Origin of the sequence: Anaeromyxobacter sp. PSR-1 (assembly GCF_000964525.1) — a bacterium.
GTDB lineage: Bacteria > Myxococcota > Myxococcia > Myxococcales > Anaeromyxobacteraceae > Anaeromyxobacter.
On sequence record NZ_BAZG01000059.1, the window covers coordinates 1 to 22294 of the forward strand.

The 22294-nt window shown below is 75.6% G+C and carries 19 protein-coding genes; 8 read left to right on the plus strand and 11 right to left on the minus strand.

Annotated elements, in window-relative coordinates; all coding sequences use genetic code 11:
• Window positions 1–371: 371 nt before the first annotated feature.
• Window positions 372–2876 (minus strand): signal peptide peptidase SppA, encoded by a 2505-nt coding sequence (sppA, locus tag PSR1_RS11095; RefSeq protein ID WP_059437641.1) that lies wholly within the window; start codon window positions 2874–2876, stop codon window positions 372–374.
• An 83-nt stretch (window positions 2877–2959) separates the two neighbouring features.
• A complete protein-coding gene (gene thyX, locus PSR1_RS11100) occupies window positions 2960–3781 on the minus strand; it encodes an FAD-dependent thymidylate synthase (RefSeq protein ID WP_041453355.1) in 822 nt (273 codons plus the stop codon).
• A gap of 85 nt (window positions 3782–3866) precedes the next feature.
• On the opposite strand from thyX, the gene PSR1_RS11105 reads away from it, so the two are divergent.
• Both PSR1_RS11105 and PSR1_RS11110 read left to right on the plus strand, forming a co-directional pair.
• Window positions 3867–4346: an acyl-CoA thioesterase gene (locus PSR1_RS11105; RefSeq protein ID WP_059437642.1), complete on the plus strand. Its 480-nt coding sequence runs from the start codon at window positions 3867–3869 to the stop codon at window positions 4344–4346.
• Window positions 4347–4441: 95 nt separating this feature from the next.
• The gene (locus PSR1_RS11110; protein WP_059437643.1) at window positions 4442–6511 is read left to right on the plus strand and encodes a M13 family metallopeptidase; all 2070 of its coding nucleotides are present in this window, start codon (window positions 4442–4444) and stop codon (window positions 6509–6511) included.
• Here the strand turns inward: PSR1_RS11110 and PSR1_RS11115 are convergent, their stop codons facing one another.
• From PSR1_RS11115 to PSR1_RS11130, 4 genes are all read right to left on the minus strand, one after another.
• The gene (locus PSR1_RS11115) at window positions 6512–6997 is read right to left on the minus strand and encodes an FHA domain-containing protein (protein WP_059437644.1); all 486 of its coding nucleotides are present in this window, start codon (window positions 6995–6997) and stop codon (window positions 6512–6514) included.
• 99 nt (window positions 6998–7096) lie between these two features.
• Window positions 7097–8815, minus strand: a complete 1719-nt coding sequence (locus PSR1_RS11120) for an aldehyde dehydrogenase family protein (protein ID WP_237757919.1) — start codon at window positions 8813–8815, stop codon at window positions 7097–7099.
• An 89-nt stretch (window positions 8816–8904) separates the two neighbouring features.
• Window positions 8905–9753, minus strand: a complete 849-nt coding sequence (locus PSR1_RS11125) for a metallophosphoesterase (protein WP_059437645.1) — start codon at window positions 9751–9753, stop codon at window positions 8905–8907.
• A 161-nt stretch (window positions 9754–9914) separates the two neighbouring features.
• Window positions 9915–10820, minus strand: coding sequence for a DUF1028 domain-containing protein (locus PSR1_RS11130; RefSeq protein WP_059437646.1), 906 nt, complete (start codon window positions 10818–10820; stop codon window positions 9915–9917).
• 75 nt (window positions 10821–10895) lie between these two features.
• Between PSR1_RS11130 and PSR1_RS11135 the strand changes: the two genes are divergently transcribed.
• Window positions 10896–11417, plus strand: coding sequence for a peroxiredoxin (locus PSR1_RS11135; RefSeq protein ID WP_059437647.1), 522 nt, complete (start codon window positions 10896–10898; stop codon window positions 11415–11417).
• Window positions 11418–11483: 66 nt separating this feature from the next.
• On the opposite strand, the gene PSR1_RS11140 is transcribed toward PSR1_RS11135, so the two are convergent.
• On the minus strand, window positions 11484–11693 hold the full coding sequence (locus PSR1_RS11140; RefSeq protein ID WP_011420204.1) for a helix-turn-helix domain-containing protein: 210 nt from the start codon (window positions 11691–11693) through the stop codon (window positions 11484–11486).
• Between the two features lie 142 nt (window positions 11694–11835).
• On the opposite strand from PSR1_RS11140, the gene PSR1_RS24535 reads away from it, so the two are divergent.
• Together PSR1_RS24535 and PSR1_RS24845 are read left to right on the plus strand one after the other, a co-directional pair.
• A complete protein-coding gene (locus PSR1_RS24535) occupies window positions 11836–12339 on the plus strand; it encodes a peroxiredoxin (protein WP_237757920.1) in 504 nt (167 codons plus the stop codon).
• Between the two features lie 15 nt (window positions 12340–12354).
• Window positions 12355–13053 (plus strand): selenoprotein B, encoded by a 699-nt coding sequence (locus PSR1_RS24845; protein ID WP_272946350.1) that lies wholly within the window; start codon window positions 12355–12357, stop codon window positions 13051–13053.
• A 49-nt stretch (window positions 13054–13102) separates the two neighbouring features.
• On the opposite strand, the gene PSR1_RS11165 is transcribed toward PSR1_RS24845, so the two are convergent.
• Window positions 13103–14668 (minus strand): hypothetical protein, encoded by a 1566-nt coding sequence (locus PSR1_RS11165; RefSeq protein WP_059437651.1) that lies wholly within the window; start codon window positions 14666–14668, stop codon window positions 13103–13105.
• A gap of 170 nt (window positions 14669–14838) precedes the next feature.
• On the opposite strand from PSR1_RS11165, the gene PSR1_RS11170 reads away from it, so the two are divergent.
• The gene (locus PSR1_RS11170) at window positions 14839–15891 is read left to right on the plus strand and encodes a DUF4388 domain-containing protein (RefSeq protein ID WP_059437652.1); all 1053 of its coding nucleotides are present in this window, start codon (window positions 14839–14841) and stop codon (window positions 15889–15891) included.
• A 77-nt stretch (window positions 15892–15968) separates the two neighbouring features.
• Window positions 15969–16628, plus strand: a complete 660-nt coding sequence (locus PSR1_RS11175; RefSeq protein WP_059437653.1) for a hemolysin III family protein — start codon at window positions 15969–15971, stop codon at window positions 16626–16628.
• A 21-nt stretch (window positions 16629–16649) separates the two neighbouring features.
• On the opposite strand, the gene PSR1_RS11180 is transcribed toward PSR1_RS11175, so the two are convergent.
• Both PSR1_RS11180 and PSR1_RS11185 read right to left on the minus strand, forming a co-directional pair.
• Window positions 16650–17729: an ATP/GTP-binding protein gene (locus PSR1_RS11180; RefSeq protein WP_059437654.1), complete on the minus strand. Its 1080-nt coding sequence runs from the start codon at window positions 17727–17729 to the stop codon at window positions 16650–16652.
• A gap of 112 nt (window positions 17730–17841) precedes the next feature.
• A complete protein-coding gene (locus tag PSR1_RS11185; protein ID WP_059437655.1) occupies window positions 17842–19062 on the minus strand; it encodes a POTRA domain-containing protein in 1221 nt (406 codons plus the stop codon).
• 54 nt (window positions 19063–19116) lie between these two features.
• On the opposite strand from PSR1_RS11185, the gene PSR1_RS11190 reads away from it, so the two are divergent.
• Complete coding sequence (locus PSR1_RS11190; protein ID WP_059437656.1) at window positions 19117–20436, plus strand: bifunctional ornithine acetyltransferase/N-acetylglutamate synthase; 1320 nt, start codon at window positions 19117–19119, stop codon at window positions 20434–20436.
• A gap of 279 nt (window positions 20437–20715) precedes the next feature.
• Here the strand turns inward: PSR1_RS11190 and PSR1_RS11195 are convergent, their stop codons facing one another.
• Window positions 20716–22056 (minus strand): hypothetical protein, encoded by a 1341-nt coding sequence (locus PSR1_RS11195; RefSeq protein ID WP_059437657.1) that lies wholly within the window; start codon window positions 22054–22056, stop codon window positions 20716–20718.
• Between the last annotated feature and the right edge of the window lie 238 nt (window positions 22057–22294).

Consider the following 22294-nt stretch of genomic DNA (forward strand, 5'->3'; position numbering starts at 1 on the left):
TGGTGGACTGCGGGGCCCCGCCTTCACCCGGGGTCGGGGTCTGCTCATGCTCGTTCATGCTGTCGTCTGCTCCGACCGCGGGGCGTTGCTCGCCCCCCAGCGGTCTCTACGTCGCGTCTGGAACGGCGCCGTTCGCGGGCTCGGAAGGATTCGTCGTTCCGCGAACCGCCTGCCCCCGGTCCCGTCGCTGGCGCGCCGCGCGGTCATCGCGCGGCGGCGGCTCGTCTTCGTGGTGCCAGGAGCCGGTCGACCGGGGGTCGGTCACCCCGCCGCCTCGAAACGTAGGTCGCTCGCAGAGGGGGGACAAGGCAATCCATAGCAAAAAAGATCCTGGAGCGAAAGCCCTCACGAAGCCCGGTAGGGTCCCGTGATCACGGGCCCGCCTCCGGGGCCACCCACTCCTCCGGGATCGCGAGCACCGGCCCGATCTCGGCCAGGAGCGCCAGCGCGGACAGCTCGGGGAACGCGCGCGCGAGCCCGGCGAGCGGCGGCTCGGGCGCCGCCGTCAGCGCGCGGCCGGCCACGCGCGCGAGGGCGCCGCCGCCGTCCGCCCGCCGCACCTCCGCCACGTCGTCCGGCGCGAGCCCCGCCCGCTCGCGCGCCAGCCGGATGGCGTCGGCCAGCGTGCCGATGCGATCGACGAGCCGGCGCTCCAGCGCCTGCTGCCCGGTCCACACGCGCCCGCCGGCGACCGCCTCGACCTCGGCCGCGGTGAGCCGCCGCCCCTCGGCCACGCGGGCCACGAACTGGCGGTAGAAGGCCGAGATCTGCTTCTCGAGCACCGCGCGCTCGGCGGCGGTCCAGGGCTTCAGCACCGAGACCAGCCGGGCGTTCTCGCCGCGCTGGTAGGCCTCGGGGTGGATCGAGAGCTTCGCGAGCAGGCCGGACAGGTCGGGCTTCGCCGCGAACACGCCGATCGAGCCGGTGAGCGTCGAGGGCTCGGCCAGGATCGCGTCGGCGCCGACCGCCACCAGGTACCCGCCGCTCGCCGCCAGGTCGCCCATCGAGGCGATCACCGGCTTGCCCTTGCGCCGCGCCCGCACCGCCTCGCGCCAGATGAGGTCGGAGGCGAGCCCGTCGCCGCCGCCGGACTCGATCCGGAGCACGATGGCGCGGACCGCGGCGTCGTCGGCGGCGCGGTGGATCTCGGCGGCGATGGTCTCGGCGCCCGCCACGCCGTCGCCGCCGATCGGGTCGGGGCGGCTCCGGCCGCGCGCGATGATCCCCTCCACGCGCACCACCTGGATCACCGCGGGCCGGCCCCAGCGCTGCGCGAGCCGCTCCGGCTCGGGGCGGTACGCGCCGCGCTCGAACAGCCGGCGGCCGGCGACGGCGCGCCCCCACTTCTCGAGCTCGTCGGGCCAGGCCACCGCGTCCAGCAGCCCCGCCTCCTTCGCCTCCTCGGCGCCGAACAGCCCCTGGTCCACCAGCGCGCGCACGCGCTCCGGGGCCAGGTGCCGCGCCTCGGCGACCTGCGCCACGAAGCGCCCGAACACGTCGTCCAGGACCGCGTCGGTGGCCTCGCGGGCCTCGGGCGAGGGCGCGTCGCGCACCAGCGGCTCGGCGGCGCTCTTGTACGCGCCGGCCTTCACCACGTCGAACGCGATCCCGAGCCGCGCCAGCCCGGCGCGCAGGAAGAGCTGGGAGGTGGAGATGCCGTTCACGATGAGCGGCGCCCCGGGCGGCGCGGCGATGGCGGTGGCGCCGGTGGCGAGCCAGTACTCGCGGGTCCCGCCGCCCTCCAGGTACGCGAGCACCGGCTTCCGCGCGCGGATCGCGGCGAGCAGCGCGCGCAGCTCCTCGACGCGGCCGCCGCCCAGCGGCAGGCCGCCGATGCGCACCAGCAGCGCCCCGACCTCGGGGTCGTCGCGCGCCGCCTCCAGCCGCGTCACCAGCGTGCCGTAGGGATCGCGGTCGCCCACGTCGAACACGAGCACGCGGCGCCGCCGGAGCTCGCGGTCCACGTCCACCGTCGGCATCACGATGCCCGGCCCGCCGGAGCGGTAGCGCTCCTGCGAGAGCCGCGCGCCGCCCAGCCACCCGCCGCGCCCGCCCACGCCGGCCCCCGCGAACGTGACGCCGGAGTGCGGCGCGTTCCAGGTGACCGACACGAGCCCGAGCGGATCGCCGGCGTCGCCGGGGAGGTCGCGCAGCGGGAGCTGCACCTGGACCCCGAGCGCCACGCCGCGCCACAGCTCGGCGGACGCGCCGAACGCGAGGTGGTCGGAGCGGAACGCGTCGCGCGTCTCGTCGTCGGCGAGCAGGTCGGCGGAGAGCGTGAGGCGGTCGCGCCAGAGCCGGGTCGCGAGCCCGAGGTCGTAGCGGACCGGGACGTCCGCGCCGCCCAGCCGCGCGTCGCGGCCCAGCATGGCGGCGCCGACGGAGAGCCAGCGGGCGGGCCGGAGCGTCAGCCCGAGGTCCCACCCGCCCGCCTGGTCGAGCGCGTCGTTCCGCGAGGAGATCCAGGTCCAGGCGACGCCCAGCGAGAGCGCGCGGCCGTCGCCGAGCGTGAGCCCGAGCCGGCTGCGCCGCCAGCGCTCGGCGCCCGCGTCGAGGCCGGGCCGGAGCCACTCCACCGAGTAGCCCAGCCCGAGCGGCCCGAAGCGATCGCCCGCGTACAGGCCGTCGCCGCGCGCGCCGGGCCGCAGCCCGGACTCGTGGAAGTACTGGAGCCCCAGGCCGCCCAGGAACCCGATCGCCGCCGGGTTGGCGGACAGGTCGGCGGGCTCCTCCGCGGCGGCGGCGCCCAGCGAGGGCACCGCCAGGCCCGCCGGCAGGCCCTGCACACGGTCGGTGACGGCGGAGAGCTGCGCGCGGGCGGCGGCGGGGGCGGCGAGCGCGAGCGCCAGCGCCGCGAGGTTCACGAACCGTGTCATGGTGGCTCCGGCGCGGATTCTACCGGAGCCGGCCGCGGCGCGGGGCCGGCGCCGCGGGCGCCGCGACGCACGGCCCCAAGCGGTCACTCCTCGTTGCCGGCGTCCTCGACCGCGCGGAGGTGCTCCTCCGCCAGCGGGACCAGGTTGCCGGCGCGGTACTCGCGGAACACCTGCAGGAGCTGCTCCTTGTGCGGGCGCACCTTGCCGAGCGGGCACGCCTCCCACTCCTTCACCGGCTCGTCGCAGTACCCCATGCGCTTGTCGCCGCACTTCGGCTGCAGGTACCCGCCGATCTCCGGGACGGCCTTCATCACCTCGCGCCGCATGAGCGCCACCATGTGGCGGATCTCCCACTGCGCGCGCCAGCACAGCCGCAGGTCGGCGATGTGCAGCAGCTCGGTGAAGTTCACCATCACCTGGAAGTTGGTGGGCGTGGCGTTCGGGAGGACGAAGCGCGCGTCCTCGGCCGGGATGCCCTTCGCGAGCGCGTCCTCGTAGACGCGGGTGATCTCGCGCATGAGCCGGTCGTACTCGTCCGCCATCCCGGCGACCTTCTGCCAGGTCTTCGGCATGACGTAGTCGAGCCGCTCCTCCTTGTACTTCACGTACCGCTGCGACTGCTGCTCGAAGCTGATGCCGATGCGGTGGCGGACGAACTGGTGCGAGAGCGCGCGCGAGACGCCGGAGATGCCGAACCAGAACACCACCTGCTCGAGCGGCGAGGCGTGGCCGGTCTTGAGCCGCTCGCCGATGAAGTCGCGGATCCGGTCGGCGGAGATGGAGCCGTCGCGGATCTCGCCCCAGACCTCGCCGGGCGTCTTCGGCGTGTAGCAGGTGCGGTACGCGCCGTAGAGCTTCTGCAGCGGGTCGCGCGCGTAGTCGATGAGGGTGACCTCGAGCGGCATGGATCGGCTCCGGGGAAGGGCGCGCATCTTACGACGAACCCACGACAGCCGGGAGGGGCGCCCCGCCCCGTGCTAAGGGTGGCGCATGCCAGCCCCCAAGCCCGCCGCCGACTCGCGCGTCGAGGTCACGCATCTCGTGATGCCGTTCGACGCGAACACGCTCGGCACCGCGTTCGGCGGCACCGTCATGCAGTGGACCGACCTGGCCGCGGCCATGGCCGCCATGCGGCACGCGCGCGTCCCGGTCGTGACGGCCTCCATCGACCAGCTCTCCTTCCTCGCGCCGATCCGCATCGGCCAGATGGCCATCCTGCACGCGCAGGTGAACGCGGTGTTCGGGACCTCGATGGAGGTCGGCGTCGAGGTGCAGACCGAGGACCCGCTCACCGGCGAGCGGAAGAAGTGCTGCGACGCGTTCCTCACGTTCGTCTCGCTCGGGTCCGACGGCCAACCCACCCGGGCCCCGCCGCTGCGGACCGACACCGACGAGGAGCGCCGGCGCGAGCGCGAGGCGCGCGAGCGCCGCGCGGCGCGGCTGGCCGCGCGGACGCCGCGCGCGCCGTGACGGGCGGGCGGCGTTTCGCTTGAGGGCCAGGCACCGCGGGGCCATATTGCCGCGTCCGGGCGGCGTCCGCCGCCCCGCTCCCTCAGGAGGCCGACGTGCGCCGCATCCTCTCCTTCGCCGCCCTCATCGCCCTCGCCGCCTGCCGCACCGCGCCGACGGCGCCGCCCTCGGCGGCGGCCGCCGCGGCCACGCCGCTCCCGCCGCTCGACGAGGCCGCGCTCGATCGCTCGGCCGACGCCTGCCAGGACTTCTACCAGTTCGCCTGCGGCGGCTGGATGGCGCGCACCGAGATCCCCGCCGATCGCTCGGTGTGGAGCCGCGGGTTCGCCGAGCTGGACGAGCGCAACACCGTCCAGCTCCGCCGCATCCTCGAGGCCGCGGCGGCCGGGCGCGCCGACCCGGCCGACGCGTTCTCGGGGAAGGTGGGCGACTACTTCGGCTCCTGCATGGACGAGGGGGGCATCGAGGCGCGCGGCCTGGCCGACCTGAAGGCGGGGTGGGCGCGCATCGACGCGATCGCGGATCGGCCGGCGCTCGCGGCCGAGCTGGCGCGCCTGCACGGCGCCGGGATGGCCGCGCCGTTCGGGCTGCTCGCCGACCAGGACGCGAAGGACGCGACCCAGGTGATCCTGATCGTGAACCAGGGCGGGCTCTCGCTGCCGGATCGCGAGTACTACCTGTCCGACGCCGGCAAGAACCCGGAGATCCGCCGGGCGTGGGCCGCCCACCTGCGGAAGATGCTCGGCCTGGCCGGCCTGCCGCCGGCGCAGGCCGAGGCGGGCGCCGCCGCGGTCGAGCGGTTCGAGACCGCGCTGGCGCGCACGCACTGGACCCGCGCCGAGCTGCGCGACCCCTCGCGCGTCTACAACCGCGTGGACCGCGCCGGCCTCGCGCGGCTCGCGCCGGACTTCCCCTGGGCCCGCTTCTTCGCCGACCTCGGCCAGCCCGGGCTCGACGCGGTGAGCGTGACCACGCCGGCGTTCGTGGCCGAGGTCGGCAAGCAGTTCGCGTCGGCCCCGCTCGACGCCTGGAAGGCCTACCTCCGCTGGCACCTGCTCGACGACATGGCCGCGTTCCGCGCGGTGCCGGCGGCGCTGGTCCAGGAGCGCTTCGCGTTCCAGAGCGCGAGCTTCTCCGGCGCGAAGGAGCTCGCGCCGCGCTGGAAGCACTGCGTGGGCGTGACGGACGAGGCGCTCGGGTTCGCGGTCGGGCAGGCGTACGTCCGCCGCCACTTCGGCGCGGAGGGGAAGGACCGGACCACGCGCCTGGTGGCCGAGATCGAGAAGGCCATGGAGGCCGACCTGGGCTCGCTCTCGTGGATGGACGCGCCCACGCGCGAGCGCGCCCGCGAGAAGCTCGCCCGCGTGGTCAACAAGGTCGGCTACCCGGACGCCTGGCGCGACTACGGGACGCTGCGCGTGGACCGCGGCTCGTTCTTCGCGAACGTGCTCGCGGCGGGCCGGTTCGAGACGAACCGGCAGCTCGCCAAGATCGGCAAGCCGGTGGACCGCGGCGAGTGGTTCATGAGCCCGCCCACCGTGAACGCCTACTACAACGCGTCGATGAACGAGATGGTGTTCCCGGCCGGCATCCTGCAGCCGCCCTTCTTCAACCGCGAGGCGCCCGAGACCGTGAACTACGGCGCCATCGGGATGGTGGTGGGGCACGAGCTGACGCACGGGTTCGACGACGAGGGTCGCCAGTACGACGCGCTCGGGAACCTGCGCGACTGGTGGACGCCGGCGGTGGGGGCCGAGTTCGACCGGCGCGCCGCGTGCCTGGTGAAGCAGTACGGCGCCTACGAGGCGCTGCCGGGCGTGCACCTCGACGGCAAGCTCACGCTGGGCGAGAACATCGCCGACCTGGGCGGGCTGAAGCTCGCGTTCGCGGCCATGCAGGCGGCCCGGCGCGCGCAGCCGGGGGTCGATCGCCCCGTGCTCGGCTTCACGCCGGAGCAGCAGTTCTTCGTGGGCTACGCCCAGTCCTGGTGCTCGAAGTACCGCGAGCAGGAGGCGCGCCGGCGCGCGGTGGTGGACTCGCACTCGCCGCCGCGGTTCCGCGTGAACGGGCCGCTCTCGAACCTGCCGGACTTCGCGCGCGCGTTCGCCTGCGCGGAGGGGACGCCCATGGCCCGGCCCGCGGCGGAGCGCTGCGAGATCTGGTGATCAGGCCGCGCCGCGCAGGCGCAGGAACAGGGCCGCGGCGTCGTACAGGCTGAGCCGCGCGGCGCCGGCCTCGAGCACCACGCCCACCGGCAGCGGCACGGGCTCGCGCCCGATCCGCATGCCCGCGAGGCGCGTGCCGTTCGACGAGCCCACGTCGGCGACGCGCCAGCGGGCCTCGCCGTCGCGCACCAGCTCGAGGTGCGCGCGCGAGAGGGTCGGGTCGTCGATGACGATGTCGTTCCCGGCGGCGCGGCCCACCCGCAGCGGCGCGCCGTCGGCGCTCGGCTCCAGCACGATGGCGATGGGCTCCTTCGCCGTCGCGGCGAAGCGCACCTCCTCGGTGCGCAGCGTCTCGCGCCGGCGCGAGGGCGGCCGCCACGGGCCCGCCTCCCAGACCAGCCAGTCCTGCGGGTGCTCGCGCACGAACGCCCGCAGGTCGGCGTCGCGGTACTGGCGCGCGAGCCACGTGAGCAGGTAGCCCCTCAACGCTTCCCCCCGGCCGGCCCGAGACGGAGGCCGTCACCCGGAGCAAACCAGAACTCGCACCCAGTGTCGATGCGGGTCTCCGCGTACCCCGTGCGGTGCTCAGCCGCGGATCCCCGCCAGCACGACCGCGGGGAGATCGCGCCAGCGGCCGCGCGTCTCGAGCCGGACCAGGCTGCGGCCGAGCGCGTCGGTGGTCGCGTGGCTGGGGAAGTACGGCGGCTTCGGGAACGTCCGCGCCGGATGCCAGACGACGACCTTCTCCACGCCCTCCAGCATGACCGTGTTGTGCACGAAGCCGCGCCCGCTCTGCACGTCCTCGAGCGTCGAGCCCGGGAACGCGCCCCAGGGCGCGGTGCCGAGGCCGTAGCCGTAGCCGGCCCAGGTGTTCACCGCGACCGTGCCGTAGCGGAGGCGCCGGACGGCGCGCTGGACCGCGGCGTTCAGCGCCGGGTCGGCGAGGGTGCGGGGGTGGACGACGATGTGCGCCGCGAGCGTCCCCCAGAGGCGGTCGTTCGAGAACGCCACGGCCTGCTCCAGGAAGTCCACCGGGTCCTCGGAGCCGATCGTGGTCTCGGACAGGATCGAGCAGAACGGCTCGGTGACGAAGGCCGGGTCCTCCGAGCCGGAGTCGAGCCCGGTCACGAGCGTCCACGGCAGCGCGTCCTCGCCCTGGCCCACCTTGCGCACCGAGGGGCGCCCCTCGGTGAGCGCGCGGTAGCGCTCGGCCGCGCCGGGGTACCAGGCCCGGCGCGCCGGCGACAGCGCCATGAAGTGCTCGACCGCGGCCAGGAACGCGTCGCGCCGCCGCCAGCCGCCCGGGAGCACGAGCAGCTTGGCCGCGTTGCAGTTGAACGAGGCGTTGTACGTCACCATCCCGGCGACGCTCTCCGCCTGGAAGCGCAGCGTGGCGGCGTCCCAGGGGCCCGGCACCACCAGCACCGGCGAGACGTTGCCGAGTTCGCTCGTGATCTCCTTCCCGAGCAGCGGCGTGCCGCTGGCGCGCCGCGCGTCGCGCTCGGCCCCGGGCGGCCCCCACACGATGACGTCGTGCGTCCGGTCCGAGCCGGTGATGTGCACCTCGTCCACGCCGGGGTGGTGCGCGAGGTAGCCGCCCACGTCGGCGCCGCCGTACACGACGGCGAGCACGTTCCGGGCGATGGCGGCCGAGAACGCGTCCTCGAGGATGGGCCCGAGGTAGGCGTTCACCGGGTTCATCTTGAGGACGCAGACCTTGCCCTCGTTGAACAGCTTCCCGGCCACGTCCACCGCCGGGATCGAGTTGATGTTCCCGGCGCCGAGCACCAGGCACACCTTGCCCTGGTGGTCGGGCGCCTTGTGGAACCGGGCGCGCGTCTCGTGCAGCCGCTCCTCGGTCATGCCCTCGACGAGGTGCGCCTCGGCGCGGACGCCCGCCAGGAGCAGCGCGTCCTGCCGCGTGAGCGGGAAGACCTGCACCGACAGGCGGCCGTCCACCGTCTCGGTGAGCTTGCCCACCGGCGTGTTGCCGTTGCGGGCGAGCAGCTTCAGCGAGCGCTCGAGCTGGCGCAGGATGCGCGCCGTCACGTAGGGGCCGGAGAGCCACTCCTCGCCGGCCTGCGGCGCGTCGGCGGGGAGCCCCTTCGCCGCGCAGGCCGCTTCCACGGCGCGGGCCGCGGTGCGGCCCACGCCGTCCAGCATGGCGCGCGCGAGCGCGGCCCGGTCGCCGAGCGAGGCCGCGGCCCAGCCGGGCGCGGCCTGGCGCAGGCGGGCGACGGCCTCGTCGAGCGCTCGGGGTTCGGTCGGGACGGGCGCGGCGGCGGCGGGCATCGAGGCTCCCATGGCGGCAGCGTACGCGAGATCCGGTGCCGCGCGCCCGTGCTCCGTGGGGCCCCGCCGGCGGCTGGCGCCGCGCGCCGCGGGCCCCGGCCTCAGGCCGGCTCGGCGCGGCGCAGGGTGGCGAGCGTGACCTCCGGGCTCGCGTTCACGCGCACCCGGATGCCCGACATGCCGATCCCGCGGTTCACGTACAGCTGAACGGCGCCGAGCTGGTAGCGGCCGCGCACGTACGGCTCGCGGGCCACGCTGGCGAGGAACAGCGGCGTGATGATGGGGATGTTGATCTGCCCCCCGTGCGTGTGGCCGGAGAGGCAGACCATGGGGCGGTCGAGGTGCCGCAGCTTGTCCGCGGTGCGCGGGCCGTGCGCGAGCACCAGCGGCGCGGCCCCCGGCGGCAGGCCCTTCACGGCGCGTTGCACGTCGTCGCGCCGGGTGAGGTGGTCGCCGACGCCGACCACGTGCAGCGGCGCGCCGCGCAGCCGGATCGAGGTCCACCCGTTCTCCAGCACCTCGTACCCGTGCCCCTTCAGCGCGCCGGCCGCGCCGTCGGGATCCACCCAGACGTCGTGGTTCCCGAGCACCGCGATGGTGGGGGCCACCAGGCCGCCGAGCAGGTCGCGCATGGCGGCGAGCTCGCGCCGGCTGTGCGAGAGGTAGTCGCCGGTCAGCACCACCAGGTCGGGCGCGAACGCGTTCGCGTCCTCGATGGCGGCGCGGACCGTGGCGGCGGGCGTGCGCGGGCCGACGTGGAGGTCGGAGAGCTGCGCCACGCGCAGGCCGTCGTGGGCGGGGTCGAGGCCGGGCACCTCGAACGTCACCGGGTCGGTGTCGGGGAGCCGGGGCTCGGCGGCGCGCGAGGCGGCGGGCACCAGGCCGGCCGCCCCGGCCGCGCCCAGCAACGCCGCACCCTTCAGGAACTGCCGCCGTCCGAACGAATCCATCGAGCCCGCTCCTCCCGCCTTGGCGGCCCCATGCCGCGCCGCGTGAAGGTAGGAACCTCCCGCCGGCGGAAGCGATTCCACGCCCGGGCACCGCCGCCACGCCGAGGGTCCCGCCTCGGAGCGACGCGCCGGCCCGGCCGGATGTTCAACGCCCCGGCCGCTCAGCGCTTTCGGGCGGCGACCTTGCGGAGGTGCGCGAGCACCACCTCGTCCACGGTGCCGTCCTTGCGGGTGCGGCCCTCCAGGTTCTCCCACCCCTGGAAGTCCTCCAGGGCCTGCTGGCTGGCCGCGTCCCAGGCGCCGGTCGGCGCGGCCGGCGGCTTCAGGAACCCGAGCCGCAGGAGCAGGCCCTGCACCTCGCGCGCGACCTTCGCGTCGAGCGGGACCGCCCGCAGCGTCTCGCCGAAGTAGAACTGGTGCACGTCGCGGTAGAGCCGGGTGAGCTCGGCGATGGGCTGCGGGTGGTCGTCCACGCGCAGGTCCACCCAGACGTCGCCGGAGCCGCCGTACCCGCCGCCCGGCTTCACCACCAGCAACGCCGCGCTCTCCTGGCCGCGCCGGTCGCCGCCCGCCGCCTGCCCGGCCGCGAGCGCCGCGAGGAGCCGCTCGGCGAGCGGCTTGCCCGCGTCGCGCGCCGCCTGGTAGGCGCGGGCCATCGCCTCCGGGACCGCGCGCCCGGCGAGGATGTTCCCCTGCACCGAGAACCCCGGGCCGGTGACGTGGCTGGCGTGGTCGAAGCACCGCGCGCCGGTGTACGCGGCGGCGTTCCCCTTCGCGTCCACCAGCCCGATCTGCCGGTCGGCGGCCTGCGGGTCCGCCGCCACCAGCCGCTTCACCACCTCCTCCGCCGGCACGCCCGCGGCGAGCAGCCGCAGCGCCTCCGCGCGCCAGGCCTCGTTCGCGAGCGCCTGCGTCGCCACGCCGCCGACGCCGGCGCGCGCGGCCGGGACGAGCGCGCCCACCGCAGGGAACTTGGACTGCACCGCCACGCCGATCTGGCCGGTGGCCGGATCGGCGGCGACGATGCTGAAGGTGCCGAGCGCGAGCGCGAGCAGGGGAGCGATCACCGTGACCTCCGGGGTTGACGCGCCGACCGGCGGGGCCGAAGGTAGCGCTCCTCGGGACGCCGGGCGGGAGGGAACGTGGCGAGCATCCTCGACAGGGCGCCGGACTTCAAGCTGCGGGCGGTGCGCGGGCGGGGCGAGCCGGTGGAGGTCTCGCTGTCCGCGCTGGCCGGCCGCTGGGGCGTGCTGCTGTTCTACCCGCGCGACTTCACCGCGGTCTGCCCGACCGAGGTGCTGGAGCTCTCGAAGCGCATGCCGGAGCTGCGCGCGCTCGGCGCCGAGGCGATCGGCATCTCGGTGGACGACCTCGACACGCACCGCAGGTGGATCGAGGAGAAGCTGGGCGAGGTGGCGTTCCCGCTCGCGGCCGATCCGGACCGGGCGGTGTCGCGCGCGTACGGCGCCCTGCTGGAGCGGGAGGGGGTGGCGGCGCGGGCCACCTTCGTCGTGGATCCGGAGGGCGTGGTGCAGTACGCCGCGTTCCACAACCTCAGGGTGGGCCGGTCGATCTCTGAGATCGTCCGCGTGCTCGAGGCGCTCGAGACGGGCGAGAAGGCGCCGGCCGAGTGGAGGCCGGGCGCGCCGACGCTGGGACGTTGAGCCGCGGCGCCCGCGACGAGGCGGGGAGGGACGGGCCGGGGATCGGGGTGTCGGGCGGGGCCGGGGCTAGCGGCCGCCGAGCAGCGCGGCCGGCGGGACGCCGAGGGCCTTCGCCATCTTCTCGATGGTCTCGAGCGGCGGCGAGCGCTGCCCGCGCTCCAGCATCGAGACGTACGACACGGAGATCCCGACCTTGTCGGCCAGCGCCTTCTGCGAGAGGTTCTTCTTCGAGCGGAGGCGCCGCACGTTGCCGGCAAAGCGCGTCAGGAGATCCATGGCGCGACAGTTAGCAAAGGGGTCCCACAGCAGCAGCGTCCTTTTCGGGTCTGTCCCCGGTCGTTCTCGACCCACAGTGATGGCCCCAGCGCCCGGCCGTGAACATGATCAGCCTCCGATCCCCCACGGGAAGGAGCAGCGGATGGCGAAGGCGATCTGGAAGGTCGAGGTCGGCGACGAGGCGCCCGACTTCGAGCTGATGGCGACGGGCGACACCGCGGGCAAGGGCGCCGCTCGACGGAAGGTGAAGCTCTCGGAATACCGCGGGAAGAAGAACGTGGTGCTGGCGTTCTACCCGGCCGCGTTCACCCCGGTCTGAACGGTGCAGATGCCCTCGTACGAGGAGGATCTCTCCGAGTTCGAGCGGCGCAATGCCCAGGTCCTGGGCATCTCCACCGACCAGGTGTTCACCAACGAGGCGTGGGCGAAGTCGATGGGCGGCCTGTCGTACCCGCTGCTCTCGGATCACTGGCCCCACGGCCAGGTGTGCTCGGCGTACGGCGTGCTGCGCGGCGACTCCGGCCAGGCCGAGCGCGCCATCTTCGTGATCGACCGGCAGGGCAAGGTCGCCTACGTGGACATCCACGACATCGGCGAGCAGCCCCCCACCGACAAGATCATGCAGGCGCTCGACAAGCTGAAGTAGCCGAGGAGGACCGCCATGGCGGACGAAGCCGCGCCCAGGCCGCTCGAGCTGTCCCGCTACTGCGTGCCGTTCACGCCGTTCGCCGGCAGGCTGGAGGAGGCGACGATCTGCCTCGTCTCCACCGCGGCGGTGCGGCTCGCCTCCGACCGTCCGTTCGACACCGGCGGCGACACCACCTGGCGCGCCATCCCCGGCGACGCCGAGGCGAAGGACCTCCGCTACGACGACACGCACTACGACCACGCCTGCGTGGACGCGGACCTGAACTGCGTGTTCCCCATCGACCGCGTCCGCGAGCTGGCGCGGGACGGGCGGGTGGGCGGGCTCACCGCCCGGCACTTCTCGCTCGGCTACAGCCAGGCGCTGCGCGAGCTGCGCGAGCGGACCATCCCGGCGCTGGTCCGGGAGATCGACCGCGAGCGGCCGGGCGCGGTGCTGCTCACCGGCGGCTGACGGCTGTGCCACCGCACGGTGGTCACCGTGCAGCGCAGCATCGAGCTGGTGGGCATCCCGACGGTGGTGATCACGGTCGAGCCGGAGGAGACGCTGCAGGCGAGGCCGCCGCGGGCGCTGTGCCCGCGCGGCTTCGTCGCCGGCCACTCGCTGGGCCGGGCCGGCGACGCCGCGCTGCAGAAGTGGATCCTGACCGACGCGCTCGCGCTGCTCACCGCGGAGCCGCGCCCGGGCCAGGTGGTCGTGCGCGACTACGCGTGAAGGCGCCCCGCCCCGCCCCGCGCGCCGGCGCGGGACGGGGACGCGCCCGTCACGGGCCCGCGTACACCGTCACGCCGCCCGGCCCGTACTTCTGGCTGGGCCCGTGCGCGAGGTACACCATGCGCGGCGACGCCCACCGGTCGATCTGGATGCTGCGCACGGGGTTCCACGCCATCCGCGGCGCGCCCTGCGGCACCGTCCCCGAGGCCAGCCACGCGCCGTCCTTGTAGCGCCCGAAGCCGCCCCACCCGAAGCCGACCCAGATCGACCCGTCCGACGGATCGCAGGCGATGGCGCTGGCCTGGTTGCCGGTGCCGGCGGGCAGGTCGATGCGCTGCACCGAGAACGCGTTCGCCGGATCGCTCACGGTCTTCGCCCGGTCGATGGTCACGCGCGCGATGCCCTTGCCCGCCGAGGCGACCCACAGCGTCCCGTCGTCGCAGAACGTCAGCCCGGAGACGTTGTCCCAGTACGTGTCGTCCGCCGGATCGCCGCCGAAGAACGTCGCGTGCGGCGTCGGCGGCGCCATGCTGCCCCACCAGCCGTTCCAGCTCGGGCGGTTCATGGTCGCGTAGTCGGGCAGGCTCGCGGTCCGGACCTCGTTCGAGAACCAGGGCACGTTCGCGATCGGGTCGAGCGCGAGGCCGGTGGACTCGCCGGTGAGGAAGCGGCCGTCGCTGCCGGTGATGGCGGGGTGCTCGTGCTCGAAGACGGCGAAGCTGTCGGCGAACGCCGCGTCGCCCTTGATGTAGTCGAGCCAGCCGCGCTGCTCCGGGTGGGCCGCCAGGATCGAGAGCACCGCGTGCGAGGAGCCGAGGTAGACGTCGCCCTGCGAGAGCGGGCGGCCGGCGTCGTGGTTCACCACGATCCGGTGCACCACCCGGCCCTTGCCGCGCCTCCCGGACACCCAGGTCGAGTCGGACCAGGTCTCGCCGCAGACGGTGTTCCACGGGACCTGGGGGTAGTTGCTGTTGTCCCAGTGCTCGCAGACGACGCCCGGCGGCGAGGCGATGAACACGTGGCGCTGCAGCGTCACCCGCGTCCCGTCGAACGCCACCACGTCGGCGCCGCCCGAGCGCCGCGCCCACTCCGCGTCGTAGTCGTAGTCCGAGCCCACGCCGCGGTAGCCCACCACCGCCGCGCCCGCGGCCGCGCCCGCCACCGAGATGATGGGGCAGACGGCGGCCGGGCTCTGCGGCGCCGCGACCGCGATCTCCGCCGGGTCGTGGCAGCTCGCGGTGAGGCCGGCCGCGGCCGGGTCCACCCGGACGAAGTCGCGGTCGTCGCGGCGCTTCACGAACAGCGCCGCCCCGCCCGCCACGTACACGTTCCCGCCCTCGTCCGCCGAGGCGTCGCTCACGTCCGCGGTGAGCCCCTGCGCCTCGCCGTAGAAGGTGAACCCGCCCACCGCGGCGGGCGGCTCGACCGGCGGCGGCGGGGGCGGCGGAGGCGGAGGGCACGGGAGCGCCGGACAGCCCGGCGCGACCGGGCAGGTGCCGTCGCAGACCGGGGTCGGGTCGGACGGCTTCGGCTTGGACGAGCCGGACCCGCACGCCGTCAGCGCGGCCAGCGCCGCGCCCGCCACCAGCCCCACCGCCAGCCAGAACCCTCGCATGCCCCGCCCTCGCTCCCGCGGCCCGGCGGCCGCTCGTGTGCGCCGGGAAAGCTGGGCCCCGCGGTGAAACGGGCCAAGCCGCGCTCGCGGGGAGGCCCCCTCTGCCGCCCTCGCCCCTGCCGGACGGCGGCGGGCTCGCCCCGCCCGGCGGGCCGTGCCAGAATCCGCCGGTGCTCCAGGGCGATCTCGCCACCTTCCCGCTCCCGGACCTGTTCCAGTGGCTCGACCAGGGCCGCCGCGACGGCGTGCTCGAGATCGACTCGGGCGACGGCGCGCGCTTCTGGCTCCAGGTGCAGGACCGCCGCATCCGGGCGGCCGCCCGCCCGGCCGCCGAGCACGTGGGCCTCGGGACGCTCGCCGGCTGGCACCACGCCGAGCCGCCGGAGGCGCTCTGGCCGGAGGCCTGCGCCGACCGGATCGTGGACCTGTTCCTGGCGCCGCCCGGCGGCCGGTTCGCGCTGGTGGACGGCGCGGCCGGGTTCGAGGACGGCGTCCCGCTCGATCTCTCCATCGGGCAGATGACGCTGGAGGGGCTGCGCCGGCTGGACGAGTGGCCCGACCTCGACCGGCGCTATCCGTCCGAGTCGGCGCTGCTCTGCGCCGACGGCGCCGGCGCGCCGCGCACGCCGGGGCAGCGCGCGCTGCTGGAGGCGGCGCGGCGCCGGGTGTCGATCGCCGAGGCGCGCCTCGCGCTCCACCTCTCGCGCCCCGCCACGCTCCGCCGCATCGAGGCGCTCCGGGAGCTCGGGCTGGCCCACGTGGAGGGCGTGGCCGCGCACGCCGACCCGGTCTCGTCGCTCATCGACAAGGCGCAGCTGCTCGTCGGCGAGCGGCAGTTCGACGAGGCGGCCATCGTGTTCCGCAGCCTGCTCGCCGCCGATCCGTCGGATCGCCGGGTGCGCGCGCTGCTGCGCGAGGCCGAGCGCGAGCAGGTGGCGGCGCTGTACGAGGAGCTGTCGCCGATGGCGGTCCCGGTGCTGCTCGGCGGCCCCGCCTCGCTGGAGTCGCCCGCGGGCCGCCGGCTCGGGAACATCGACCGCGAGGTCGCCTCGCGCGTGAACGGCGCGTGGGACGTGGCCAGCGTCGCCCTGTCCTGCCCCCTGCGCGAGGTCGAGACCCTCAAGTCGCTCCGGAAGCTCGTCCGGCTCGGGCTGGTGGACCTGCGCGACGGCGCCGCGCCACCCGCGCGCGGGCTGCGGCGCGGCGGCCCCGGCTCGGCGTAGGAACCCGCGTGGGCGACGCAGGCCGGTGACACGCGCGTGACGCGGGCGGACTAATCCTGTTCCAGAGGGAGAGGTCCATGGAACGGGTGATCGACCCCGCGGTGCGCCCCGGGAAGCCGCTGCTGCGCGGCGTCTCGCACGAGATCGCCGCCTCGCTGTCGCTCGCCGCCTGGGTGGCGATGGCGCTCACGGCCCCGCCGGGCCGCGCCAGCGTCGCCGCCCACGTGTACGGCGCGTCGCTGTTCACGCTGTTCGCCGTGAGCGCGCTCTACCACCGGCCCATGTGGTCGCCGCGGCCGCGCCTGCTGATGCGGCGCCTCGACCACTCCGCCATCTTCCTGCTCATCGCCGGCACCTACACGCCCATGTGCCTGCTGCTGGGCGAGCGGGGCACGCCGGTGCTGGCGCTGGTGTGGACCGGCGCGGTGCTCGGCATCTTCCGCGCGGTGCTCTGGCCGCAGGCGCCGCGCTGGCTCAGCGCGGCCCTGTACGTGCTGCTCGGCTGGCTCATCCTGCCGCTCCTGCCGGCGGTGGCGCAGGCGGCCGGCGCGGGCGGGCTGGTGCTGCTCGGGCTCGGCGGCCTGGTGTACAGCCTCGGCGCGGTGGTCTACGCCAGCAAGCGGCCCAACCCGTTCCCGGGCGTGTTCGGGTACCACGAGGTCTTCCACGCGATGGTGATCGCGGCGGCCGCGCTCCACTTCGCGGTGGTGGTGAGCGCCCTGCGCCGGATCGGCTGAGGCGCCCCGCGCGCCGATCCTTCAGATCCGCTCGAGCTTCACCATCGCGGCCACGAGCAGGTGCAGCGCGAACAGCGCCTCCGGCTCGGTGACCGCCGCGTCCGGCTTCGCGGCGATCCGGCCGAGGCGCAGGAACTCGCGCCCGTCCAGGCCGAGCAGCGTGGCGCGCGCCGCCGGCGCCGCCTCGTCCACCCGCAGCCCGGCGAGGAGCTCCGCGACCGCCTCCGCGGCGCGCCGCGCCGCCGGCCCGTAGGAGCGCTCGCGGAGGTCGTGCTCCACGTCGGCGAGCGCGGCGCCGCGCCCCGGGAACATCCGCGCGAAGGACAGGCCCAGGAGCTGGCCGCGGTCGCGGTACGCCTCGGGTGCGGAGGGATCGGCGCGGGGCGCGGGCGGGCGGCCGGCGGGCGCCGCGACACCCTGGGCGGCCGGTTCGGGCGCCTCGGCCGCGGCGGAGATCCGGGAGGCCAGCTCGGAGCCGCCGCCGGAGAAGCCCTGCCGCGGGGCGGCGCGGTGCGGGTGGCGCGCGTCGAGATCCTTCACCACGCGTCGCGTGATCTCCTTCAGCGCCGCGAGCAGCCCCTCGCCGCGGCTCGCCACCGTCTCGAAGTCCGGCGCGCCGAGCAGGTTGAGCTGGCGCCGCAGCTCGGCCACCGGCAGCACGCCGGGCAGGTCGCGCTTGTTGTACTGGAGGACGTGCGGGAACGCGGGCAGGTCGATGCCCATCTCCGCCAGGTTGGACTCGAGGTTCGCGAACGACTCCAGGTTCGAGTCGAGCACCGACGCCTGCGAGTCGGCCACGAACACCACGCCGTCGGCGCCGTTCAGCACCAGCTTGCGGGTGGCGTCGTAGAAGACCTGGCCCGGGACCGTGTAGAGCTGCAGCCGCAGGGTGAGCCCGCGCACCTGCTCGGACTTGAGCGGCAGGAAGTCGAAGAACAGCGTCCGGTCGCCCTCGGTGGAGAGGCTCACCAGCTGGCCGCGGCTCTCCGGCCGCACGCTCGCGTGGATCTGCTGGAGGCTGGTCGTCTTCCCGGACAGGCCGGGGCCGTAATAGACGATCTTGGCCGAGATCTCGCGCGCGAGCGCGTTGACGGTGGACACGGCCGCGCATTGTAGCCGTCGCCCGGGGGATGGCGAGGTGGGCACGGCCCCCGCCGCGCCCGGGGGTGAAGGTGGAGGTGCGCGCGGGTCGCCGGTCCGGCGACGGGCCGGCTCACATCCGGTAGCCGACCACGAAGCTCGCCACCGGCGCCGCGGCGGTGGTGGACCACGCCACGTCGAGCCCGAGCGCGGGCAGGGCGACGTCGGCGACGTGCAGCCGCAGGCCCAGGCCCGGCGCGACGTACCGCGTCGTATCGCCGCGCCAGCGGGCGACGCCGGCGTCGAGCAGCGCCACGCCGGTCGCGACGCCCCACCGCGGCCTCCAGATCGGCACCGCGTACTCGAGCGCGGTGCTGGCGGCGCGCTCGGCCCACAGCCCGCCCACCGGGAAGCCGCGCGCGCCGGGCCCGCCGCCCAGGCGCAGCGCGTCCACCGCCGCGTCCCCCTCGACCCCCTGGCCGGCGATCCCGATCGACCAGGCGTGGCCGAGCCGGTTCGCGCCGCCCCAGCTCGCGCGCGCCTCGGCCTGGCGCAGGTCGCGCCCGCCCCCGAGCGCCGCGGCGGCGTGGCGGTAGCGGACGCGCGCGGTGACGCCGCGCTCGTGGAACAGGTGGAAGTCGCTCCCGTCGTACGCCACCGACGCGACCAGGCCGCGGGCCGGCCCGACGTCCGCGGGCGGGGCCCAGCCGTCCTCGGCGCCCGCGTCCGTCCACAGCCCGAACCAGCCCGCGCTCACCGACAGCCGCTCGGTGAGCCGGCGCCCGAGCGCCGCCGACAGGTCGGTGCGCGCGTCGCGGTAGGCGTAGACCACGTCGCCGCCGTCGGTCCGCTCGCGCCGCGCCTCCTGGCGCAGGGCGAATGCGTCCACCGTCCAGCGCGTGCCGGCCACCGCGCGATCCCAGTACCCGGCCATCCCCGTCGCGCCGCGCGTGGACAGGGTCCCGCCCGCCACCAGCTGCTTCCCCCATCCGAACAGGTTCGTCTCCACCAGCAGCAGGCCGCCGCCGGTCTCCCCGCCCGAGGAGGTGAACATGGGGATGGGCAGCAGCGTCCACCGCTCCTGGACGTCCACCTCGAGCGCCACGCCGCCGTCGCCGTCCGGCCGCGGGGTCACCCGGACGCCCTTGAACAGCCGGAGGTTGAGCAGGCGCTGCTCGAGCGCGGCCGCGTCGCCGTCGAACCGGTCGCCCACGTCGAGCTCGAGCGCCTGCCGGACGTAGGCGGTGGCGGTGCGCTGGTTCCCGGTGACGGAGATCTCGCGCACCACCGCCGGCTCGCCGCCCGCGGCGAGCTGCGCGGCGAGGAGGAGGCAGAGCCCCTGGAGCGCGAGCATCGCGGGTGTCTAGTCGGGGGGCGGCCCGCCGTCCACCGTGATAAACAGGCGCGCATGGCGTCCACCTCGCTGACGTTCGCGACCCGGGCCGAGCACCGGGCCTGGCTCGAGTCCCGGTCCGCGCTGCCGGAGGGCTTCCGCATCGGGACCTGCGCGTTCGAGTTCGTGCCGGTGGAGGTCCCGAAGCCGGGCCGCATGCGGCTCACGCTCATCGCGCTCGACCGGCCGACGCCCGCGTTCGCGGCGAAGTTCACGCGCAACGCGTTCCCGGGCGCGCCCGTGCTGGTGGGGCGCCGCCGGCTGGACGGCGCGGCGCTCGGCGCGGTGGTGATCAACAACAAGGTGGCGAACGTGTGCGCGCCGGGCGGCGTCGAGGCCGCCGAGCGCGTCTGCGCCGAGGCGGCGCGGCTGCTCGGGCTCGCGCCGGAGGAGGTCCTGCCGTCCTCGACCGGCGTCATCGGCTGGCGGCTGCCGGTGGACCGGATGGTGGAGGCGCTGCCCGCCGCGGCGGCGGCGCTGCAGGGCGCCTCGGCCCTGCCCGGCGCCGAGGCGATCATGACCACCGACCTCTACCCGAAGCTGCGCCGGGCCGAGGTGGGCGGCGGGAGCATCGTGGGGTTCGCGAAGGGCGCCGGGATGGTCGAGCCGAACCTCGCGACCATGCTCGTGTACCTCCTCACCGATCTCGACGTGCCGCGCGACGCGCTCCGCGCCGCGCTGGACCGGGCGGTGGAGGGCAGCTTCAACCGCATCTCGGTGGACTCCGACACGAGCACCTCCGACACCGTGGTGCTGCTCTCCTCGCGCCGGCGCCCGGCGCCGCCGGCCGACGACTTCGCCGCGGCGCTCGCGCGCGTGTGCGGCGACCTCGCCGAGGACGTGGTCCGGAACGGCGAGGGCGTGCACCACGTGGTGCGCGTGGCGGTCCGCGGGGCGCCGTCGGACGGGGCGGCGCACCTGGTGGGCAAGGCGGTGGTGAACTCGCCGCTGCTCAAGGCCGCCGTGAACGGGAACGACCCGAACGTCGGCCGGCTGCTGTGCGCGGTGGGAAAGGTCGCCGGCGCGGCCGGGATCGCGCTCGACCCGGCGCGCGCGGTGATGCGGGTGGGCGGCGAGGTGGTGCTGGAGGGCGGCGCCATGCGGCTCGACCCGGAGAAGGAGCGGCGGCTGGTGGCGCACATGAAGGCGGCGGAGCTGTACGCCAGCACGCCGCCCGCCGACGGCGTCTCCTTCCGGCCGCCGATCGACCACCCGCCGCACGAGCGGCGGGTGGAGATCGAGATCGACCTGGGGATGGGCGCCGGCGGCTGCGACGTCCTGGGCGGCGACCTCTCGCACGAGTACGTCACCGAGAACGCCGACTACCGGAGCTGAACCCGCTCGCCCCGAGCCGTCGACGGGCGAGCGGGTGGGGCTCGATCCGCCGCGTGACGCTCGTGGTTCGACGGGCTCACCACGAGCGGATCCCGAAGCTCCGCTGCGCCGAGCATCCGCTCACCCCGAGCCTGTCGAGGGGCGAGCGGGTGGGGCTCGATCCGCCGCGTGACGCTCGTGGTTCGACGGGCTCACCACGAGCGGATCCCGAAGCTCCGCTGCCCCGAGCATCCGCTCACCCCGAGCCTGTCGAGGGGCGAGCGGATGGGGCTCGCCGGCTCAGCGGATCCCGATGGCCGGGCGCGGCGTGCCGTACCGGCGGCAGCGCTCGGCGAGGCCGGGGAAGTCCTGCTCCCAGCCGCCGCAGCGGGGCGGCGGCGGCGCGGGGGTCCACGCGGTCGGGCGGCGCGCGTCGCCGGGGCCGGGCACCACCAGCGAGCCGACGTAGTCGCCCTTCTCGTAGACCCGCCGGATCTGCGCGGCGAGGCGCGCCACCTCGGCGTCGCCGATCCGGCCGCTCGCCGTCGCCTGGTAGAACTGCACCGTCACGCGCACCGGGAAGCGCGGGTCGCGCTCGACGGCGAGCCCGGCGAGCTCGGTGTACGGGCCGTCCAGCGCGCCGTGGCCCAGCACCGCCGTCTCGAGGTCCTGCGCCGGCGCCCCCATCGACTTCGCCTGCGGCGCGGGCGCGGCGGCCATGGGCGCCTGCTCGTACACCTGGGCGCGGCGCGGCGGCTCGCGGCGGCGCAGCGGCACCTGCACCAGCATGAGCACGTTCGCGTCGTCGCCCAGCTGGGCGGCGTCCTCGCCGTTCATGGTGGTGCCGCGCCCGCGCACGTCGGAGAGGCGCTCCGCGGTGAGCGGGGCGCGCTCGCCGCCCGCGTTGAAGAACAGCCGCTGGCCCCAGCTCGCGCCGCCGGAGACGGTGTCGCGCGCGTTGTCCACCACCGTGAGCGAGGTGCCCTGGCGCGTCACCAGGATGGTGAGGACCGCCGGGTCGCCGGCGGTGGACTGGTAGTTGAAGATCACCGGGTGGAAGGTGGCGCGGCCCTGGCGCGGCACGGGCAGGAACGCCGCCTGCGCGGAGACGAGCGCGTGCGTGTCGCGCGGCGCGAGCAGGGAGCCGCCGCGGATGGCGCCGTCGCGCGGCGAGGACAGCCAGCGCGCCGGGTCGGCGAGCAGCTCGCGGAGCGTGATGACGCGCTCGCGCCCGCCCTCGCGCGCGTTGCCCACCCGCAGCCAGATCCGGTCGAGCGGCACGTCGGCGGTGCGGTCGGCGAAGTTCGGGAAGCGGAGCACCGGCATGAGCGCGAGCTTGCGGGCGTCGCCGTCCTCGGACACGACCTCCAGCGTCACGTCGCTGATGTTCGGGCCGAGCGACGAGCCCTGCCAGCGGCCGGTGTCCTCCCAGGTGACGTTCACGAGGTTCAGCCCGTGCGCCTCCGCCGCGCGGCGGGCCCCGGGATCCGAGACCATCCCGGCCACGCGCTGGACCACGGCAGGATAGAGCTCGGGGCGCGGGTCGCCGCGCCGCGCCGAGGCGGCGGCCGGCGGCACGAGGAGCGCGAGGGCGGTTCCGAGGGCGAGGAGGCGGAAGGGCAGGGCGCGGCGTCGGGTCATGGCGTTCCTCCGGGTGGTTCGCAGGGGTGAACGCACCGCCTGCGAAACGGATCTGCCGGCGCCCGTCCGGGCCGCGGACGTCCCCGGTCGCAGGGCGGACGTTGGGCGGCTGCATCCCCAGGAACGATGCGCGGTTGCGAGCGTGCGCGCCGGCACCGGCGGTGCATTCGCGACGCGCATGTCCACGATCGAGAACGTCCGGAGCGCGGCCGGCGCCGGGAGCGTCCGGTGATCGCCG

What these genes read in the sequence shown, in the direction of transcription:
- sppA (WP_059437641.1), bottom strand. Translation starts at nt 2,876, where the DNA reads ATGACACGGTTCGTGAACCTCGCGGCGCTGGCGCTCGCGCTCGCCGCC.
- thyX (WP_041453355.1), bottom strand. Translation starts at nt 3,781, where the DNA reads ATGCCGCTCGAGGTCACCCTCATCGACTACGCGCGCGACCCGCTGCAG.
- PSR1_RS11105 (WP_059437642.1), top strand. Translation starts at nt 3,867, where the DNA reads ATGCCAGCCCCCAAGCCCGCCGCCGACTCGCGCGTCGAGGTCACGCAT.
- PSR1_RS11120 (WP_237757919.1), bottom strand. Translation starts at nt 8,815, where the DNA reads ATGGGAGCCTCGATGCCCGCCGCCGCCGCGCCCGTCCCGACCGAACCC.
- PSR1_RS11125 (WP_059437645.1), bottom strand. Translation starts at nt 9,753, where the DNA reads ATGGATTCGTTCGGACGGCGGCAGTTCCTGAAGGGTGCGGCGTTGCTG.
- PSR1_RS11140 (WP_011420204.1), bottom strand. Translation starts at nt 11,693, where the DNA reads ATGGATCTCCTGACGCGCTTTGCCGGCAACGTGCGGCGCCTCCGCTCG.
- PSR1_RS11165 (WP_059437651.1), bottom strand. Translation starts at nt 14,668, where the DNA reads ATGCGAGGGTTCTGGCTGGCGGTGGGGCTGGTGGCGGGCGCGGCGCTG.
- PSR1_RS11175 (WP_059437653.1), top strand. Translation starts at nt 15,969, where the DNA reads ATGGAACGGGTGATCGACCCCGCGGTGCGCCCCGGGAAGCCGCTGCTG.
- PSR1_RS11185 (WP_059437655.1), bottom strand. Translation starts at nt 19,062, where the DNA reads ATGCTCGCGCTCCAGGGGCTCTGCCTCCTCCTCGCCGCGCAGCTCGCC.
- PSR1_RS11190 (WP_059437656.1), top strand. Translation starts at nt 19,117, where the DNA reads ATGGCGTCCACCTCGCTGACGTTCGCGACCCGGGCCGAGCACCGGGCC.
- PSR1_RS11195 (WP_059437657.1), bottom strand. Translation starts at nt 22,056, where the DNA reads ATGACCCGACGCCGCGCCCTGCCCTTCCGCCTCCTCGCCCTCGGAACC.